Source organism: Pseudomonas sp. BN606 (assembly GCF_029873115.1).
Classification (GTDB): Bacteria; Pseudomonadota; Gammaproteobacteria; order Pseudomonadales; family Pseudomonadaceae; genus Metapseudomonas.
On record NZ_SSOF01000061.1, the window covers coordinates 87014 to 93289 of the forward strand.

Here is a 6276-nt window from a genome sequence, read left to right on the forward strand (position 1 = left end):
CGCTCTGCACCAACCTACGAGGAACCCGTATCGGTCAGGCCTTCACCGCCAGTCCGTATTCCGCGCTGGCATCCTGCAGCCAGAGCCAGAAGTAGTCGGAGAAGCTGCGGCGGATCAGCAGTTCCCAGGTGTCTTCGCCGGTATGGCGAATCACCAGCGAGGCCTTGGCAAAGGTGCTGCCAACGGCCTTGCCCACCGGGAAGTTGCTCGGGTGCACGTCGTAGGGGGTCGACTTCATCAGGACCTCGCGGGCTTTGGGCCCGGAGAGCTCGAGAATGGTCTGGCCGCCGCTGACGTTGACCACGGAGATGTGCTGGCCGTCCAGCGCCTTGCGCAGACGCTGTTCGACCTCGAACTCCTGGCCGCTCGGCACGATCAGCAGCCACTCGTCCGGCCCCAGCCACTGCAGCGAAGTCTCGCCACTGGCTACCAGGGTCAGGGCCACCGGCAGCTCCAGGCCCAGGGCGCTGTGCACGCCACCAGCGAAAGCCGGGTCCTTGGCGTCACCACGGATCACCAGGTGGCCGAGGAGCTTCTTCTCGCGTAGGGTAACCCCTGCGCTGCTCTTGCCTTTGCGCGCCAGCTCGTCGAGGCCGGCGTGGTACAGCGGCGATTCGGCATGGGCGGCATCAGGACGCTGTTTGTAGACGTTCACGTTAGACATTCTGGCGGTCCCCTTTCGGGTCATAGAACACGGAGCTGCAGATTTCGGCTTCGATCACGCTGCCATCGGCCAGCGGCGCGAACACGCGCTCGCCCATGCGCTTGAGGCCACCCTTGACCACGGCCATGGCGAAGGAATAACCCAGGGTCGCGCTCATGTAGCTGGAGGTGACGTGGCCGACCATCTTCATGGGGATGGACTGCTTCGGATCGAACACCAGCTGGGCGCCTTCCGGCAGCACCTTGTTCGGATCGATGGGTTTGAGGCCCACCAGTTGCTTGCGGTCTTCGCGCAGGCAGTCCTCGCGGTTCATGCCACGCCAGCCGATCCAGGAGAAGGCCTTGTTGCGACCGACGCACCAGCCCATGTTCAGGTCGTCCGGGGTCACCGAACCGTCGGTGTCCTGGCCGACGATGATGAAGCCCTTCTCGGCCCGCAGTACGTGCATGGTTTCGGTGCCGTAGGGGGTCAGGTTGTACTTCTTGCCCGCCTCGACGATTTTTTCCCAAACGCCCAGGGCATAGTCGGCCTGCACGTTGACTTCGTAGGACAGCTCACCGGTGAACGAGATGCGGAACACTCGTGCCGGTACGCCACCCACCAGGCCTTCCTTCCAGGTCATGAAGGGGAAAGCATCCTTGTCCAGGTCGATGTCGGTAACTTCGGCCAGCAGCTTGCGGCTGTTGGGGCCGGACAGGGTCATGGTGGCCCAGTGGTCGGTGACCGAGGTGAAGTACACCTTCAGTTCCGGCCATTCGGTCTGGTGGTAGATTTCCAGCCATTCCATCACCCGAGCGGCACCGCCGGTGGTGGTGGTCATGATGAAGTGGTTCTCGCCGACGCAGGCGGTCACGCCGTCGTCGAAGACCATGCCATCTTCCTTGCACATCAGGCCGTAGCGGGCCTTGCCCACGTCCAGCTTGGTCCAGGCGTTGGTGTACACGCGGTTGAGGAACTCACGCGCATCCGGGCCCTGGATATCGATCTTGCCCAGGGTGGAAGCGTCGAGGATGCCCACGCTGTCACGCACGGCCTTGCATTCGCGGGCCACTGCGGCGTGCATGTCTTCGCCGCGCTTGGGGAAGTACCACGGACGCTTCCACTGGCCGACGTCTTCGAACTCCGCACCCTGCTCCAGATGCCAGCGCTGCATCGCGGTGTAGCGCTTGGGCTCGAACAGGTGACCGCAGTGACGACCGGCTACCGCGCCGAAGGTCACCGGGGTGTAGTTCGGGCGGAACATGGTGGTGCCCATCTCGGCGATGCTGATGCCCATCGAACGGGCGGCAATGGCCAGACCGTTGATGTTGCCCAGCTTGCCCTGGTCGGTACCGAAGCCCAGCGCGGTGTAGCGCTTGACGTGTTCGACCGACTCGAAACCTTCACGGGTGGCCAGTTCGATACCGGCGGAGGTGACGTCGTTCTGCAGGTCGACGAACTGCTTCGGCGCGCGGGAAGTGGACTTGTCGTGGGGCACCTGGAACAGGCCCACGGACGCTTCTTCCTTACGTTTCTCGGTCTTGGGCAGAGTGCCTTCGACCAGTTTGAAGCCGGCTTCGCCAGCAGCCTTGGCACCGGCCTCGAAACCGTCGGCCAGAGCATCGCCCAGACCGAACACGCCATTCACGGCACCGGCGCAGATGCGCTTCTGGAAGCCCTCGCCGGGCACGAAGGCGAGGATGTCTTCACGCCAGGTCGGCTTGCCGCCCAGGTGCGACGCCAGGTGTACCACCGGGCTGTAGCCGCCGGAGCTGGCAATCAGGTCGCATTCCACCACTTCACCCGGACTGGTGACCTTGTGGCTCTTCAGATCGATGGCGCAGATGCGGGCACCTGTGACGCGCTTGCTGCCACGCGCCTCGACCACGGCGCTGCCGGTGAGGATACGTACGCCACGGGCGCGGGCCTCTTCGACCCAGGCACCGCGCGGGTTGCTGCGGGCGTCGGCCACGGCCACCACTTTCTGGCCGGCGTCGAGCCAGTCCAGCACGACACGGTAGGCGTAGTCGTTGTTGGTGGACAGCACCAGTTGGCGGCCCGGGGCCACACCATAGCGATTCACGTAGGTGGAGATGGCGCCGGCGAGCATGTTGCCGGGGACATCGTTGTTCGAATACACCAGCGGACGCTCGTGGGCACCGGCGGCCAGCACCACACGCTTGGCGCGGACGCGATGAACGCGGTGACGGGCCTGGCCATGGGGCGCGACTTCGCCCAGGTGGTCAGTCAGGCGCTGATGGATGGTGAGGAAGTTGTGGTCGTGATAGCCGTTCACCGTAGCGCGCGGCAGCAGGGTCACTTCCGGCAGTTTCGCCAGTTCAGCGATGGCCTTGGCCGCCCATTCCGAGGCGGGCTTGCCGTCCAGGGTCTCGCGGGTGTCCAGCAGGCTGCCGCCGAACTCTTCCTGCTCGTCAGCCAGGATCACGCGGGCACCGCTGCGGCCGGCGGCCAGTGCAGCGGCGATACCAGCAGGGCCGGCGCCGACCACCAGCACGTCGCAGTACTGGTTCAGGTGGTCGTAGATGTCCGGGTCGACTTCCAGGGGCGCACGACCGAGGCCGGCGGCCTTGCGGATGTACTTCTCGTAGGTCAGCCACAGGTTCTGCGGATACATGAAGGTCTTGTAGTAGAACCCGGGCGGCATCATGCCACCGCCGACCTTGCCGAGGATGCCCATGACGTCGTTGTTCACATTCGGCCAGCCGTTGGTGCTGGTCGCCACCAGGCCTGCATAGAGGGCCTGCTGGGTGGCACGTACGTTCGGCACCTGGGAACTTTCGGTGGAGCCGATCTGCAGCACGGCATTGGGCTCTTCCGCACCGGCGGCGACGATGCCGCGCGGACGGGAGTACTTGAAGCTACGGCCGATGATATCGACGCCGTTGGCCAGCAATGCGGCTGCCAGGGTGTCGCCGGCAAAGCCCTGATAGTTCTGGCCGTTGAAGGTGAAGGTCAGCGGCTGGCTGCGATCGACGCGGCCACCCTTGGGAAGGCGATTGACCTGGCTCATGCCGTTACTCCTGCGGTCGCGGCTTTCTTGTCGCCGACGTTGGCCTCGGTGACAGTGGGCTTCTCACCGATCTTGTAGGTTTCGAGGATCTCGTAGCTCACGGTGTGGCGCGTGGCGTTGAAGTATTTGCGGCAGCCGGCAGCGTGCACCCACAGCTCGTGGTGGATGCCGCGCGGGTTGTCGCGGAAGAAGATGTAGTCGCCCCACTCCTCGTCGGTGCAGGCGTTGGCGTCCAGGGGGCGCGGAATGTGCGCCTGGCCCTTGGCATGGAATTCCTCTTCGGAGCGCAGCTCGCCACAGTAGGGGCAGAAAATGTGCAGCATGGCGATTCTCCTTAGTGAGCCACGGCAGCGGCGCCGTGCTCGTCGATCAGTGCGCCGGTATGGAAACGGTCGATGGAGAAGGGCTTGGCCAGCGGGTGCATCTCGCCACGCGCCAGGCTCGCCGCGAAGACGTGGCCCGAACCCGGAGTGGCCTTGAAGCCGCCGGTGCCCCAGCCGCAGTTGAAGAACAGGTTCTTCACCGGGGTCTTGGAGATGATCGGGCAGGCGTCCGGGGTGGTATCCACGATGCCGCCCCACTGACGGTTCATGCGCACGCGGGAGAGGATCGGGAACATCTCCACGATGGCCTGCAGGGTGTGTTCGATGGTCCCGTAGGAGCCACGTTGGCCGTAGCCGTTGTAACCGTCGATACCGGCACCGATGACCAGGTCGCCCTTGTCCGACTGGCTGATGTAGCCATGCACGGCGTTGGACATGATCACGCTGTGGATGATCGGCTTGATCGGCTCGGACACCAGGGCCTGCAGCGGGTGGGATTCCAGCGGCAGGCGGAAACCGGCCTGCTTGGCCATGTGGCCGGAGTTACCGGCGGTGACCACGCCGACGCGCTTGGCGCCAATGAAACCGCGATTGGTCTCGACACCGATCACCGCACCATCCTGCTTGCGGAAACCGAGCACCTCGGTGTTCTGCAGCAGGTCGACGCCCAGGGCGTCGGCGGCGCGAGCGTAGCCCCAGGCTACGGCGTCGTGACGGGCCACGCCCCCACGACGCTGAACGGTGGAACCCATGATCGGATAACGGGTGTTCTTGCTGCAGTCGAGGAAAGGAATCTCCTCGGCTACCTGGCGGGCGTCCAGCAGTTCGCCGTCGACGCCGTTCAGGCGGTTTGCGTTCACCCGGCGCGCCGAGTCACGCATGTCCTGCAGGGTGTGGCAGAGGTTGTAGACACCGCGCTGGGAGAACATCACGTTGTAGTTCAGGTCCTGGGACAGGCCTTCCCACAACTTCATCGCGTGCTCGTACAGCTGTGCCGCCTCGTCCCACAGGTAGTTGGAGCGGACGATGGTGGTGTTGCGCGCGGTGTTGCCGCCGCCCAGCCAGCCCTTCTCCACCACCGCGACGTTCTTCACGCCGAATTCCTTGGCGAGGTAGTAGGCAGTGGCCAGGCCATGGCCGCCACCACCGACGATGATCACGTCATAGACCGGCTTCGGCGTCGGATTGCGCCACATGCGTTGCCAGTTCTCGTGGTGGCTCAGGGAGTGCTTGAACAGGCCGAAGCCGGAATAACGTTGCATGCTCGGACTCCTGGATCAGCGGTAGACGGGGAAGTCGGCGCAGAGGCCGGCAACCTGCTTGGCCACCTGGGCTTCGACGTCGGCATCGCCGAGGTGGTCGAGGATGTCGCAGATCCAGCCAGCCAGTTCGGTGCTCTGCGATTCCTTGAAGCCACGGCTGGTGATGGCCGGGGTGCCGATGCGAATGCCCGAGGTCACGAAAGGCGACTGTGGGTCGTTCGGTACGGCGTTCTTGTTCACGGTGATGCCGGCGCGGCCAAGGGCGGCGTCCGCTTCCTTGCCGGTCTTGCCCTGCTTGATCAGGCTGACCAGGAACAGGTGGTTGTCAGTACCGCCGGACACCACGTCGTAGCCGCGATCGATGAACACCTTGGCCATGGCCTGGGCGTTGTTGATCACCTGGGCCTGGTAATCCTTGAAGCCGGGTTCCAGCGCTTCCTTGAAGCACACGGCCTTGGCGGCGATCACGTGCATCAGCGGGCCGCCCTGGGCGCCGGGGAATACGGCGGAGTTCAGCTTCTTCTCGATCTCTTCGTTGGACTTGGCCAGGATCAGGCCGCCACGCGGACCGCGCAGGGTCTTGTGGGTGGTGGTGGTAACCACATCGGCGTAGGGCAGCGGGTTGGGGTACAGGCCGGCGGCGACCAGGCCGGCGACGTGGGCCATGTCGACGAACAGCAGCGCACCCACCTTGTCGGCGATGGCGCGGAAGCGTGGGAAGTCGAGGGTCTTGGAGTAGGCGGAGAAGCCGGCAACGATCATCTTCGGCTTGTGCTCGACAGCCAGGCGCTCGACCTCGTCGTAGTCGATCAGGCCGGTGGCGGTATCAAGACCGTATTGCACAGCGTTGTACAGCTTGCCGGAAGACGACACCTTGGCGCCGTGGGTCAGGTGGCCACCGTGGGCCAGGCTCATGCCGAGGATGGTGTCGCCGGCGTTCAGCAGGGCCAGGTAGACGGCGCTGTTGGCCTGGGAACCGGAGTGCGGCTGGACGTTGGCGTAGTCGGCGCCGAACAG

General features: G+C 64.7%; 5 protein-coding genes. All 5 read right to left on the reverse strand.

The features are described from left to right. Nucleotides 1–34: 34 nt before the first annotated feature. Nucleotides 35–664, reverse strand: coding sequence for a sarcosine oxidase subunit gamma family protein (gene soxG, locus E8E75_RS10880; RefSeq protein ID WP_120653442.1), 630 nt, complete (start codon nucleotides 662–664; stop codon nucleotides 35–37). Continuing rightward, complete coding sequence (locus E8E75_RS10885) at nucleotides 657–3674, reverse strand: sarcosine oxidase subunit alpha (protein WP_153920355.1); 3018 nt, start codon at nucleotides 3672–3674, stop codon at nucleotides 657–659. Before E8E75_RS10885 ends, soxG begins: the two co-directional genes overlap by 8 nt. Next, nucleotides 3671–3997, reverse strand: a complete 327-nt coding sequence (locus E8E75_RS10890) for a sarcosine oxidase subunit delta (protein WP_120653444.1) — start codon at nucleotides 3995–3997, stop codon at nucleotides 3671–3673. Before E8E75_RS10890 ends, E8E75_RS10885 begins: the two co-directional genes overlap by 4 nt. Nucleotides 3998–4008: 11 nt before the next feature. Continuing rightward, the gene (locus E8E75_RS10895) at nucleotides 4009–5259 is read right to left on the reverse strand and encodes a sarcosine oxidase subunit beta (protein ID WP_120653445.1); all 1251 of its coding nucleotides are present in this window, start codon (nucleotides 5257–5259) and stop codon (nucleotides 4009–4011) included. A gap of 15 nt (nucleotides 5260–5274) precedes the next feature. Further along, on the reverse strand, nucleotides 5275–6276 hold a 1002-nt coding region (glyA, locus tag E8E75_RS10900), incomplete at its 5' end, for a serine hydroxymethyltransferase (RefSeq protein WP_280358726.1).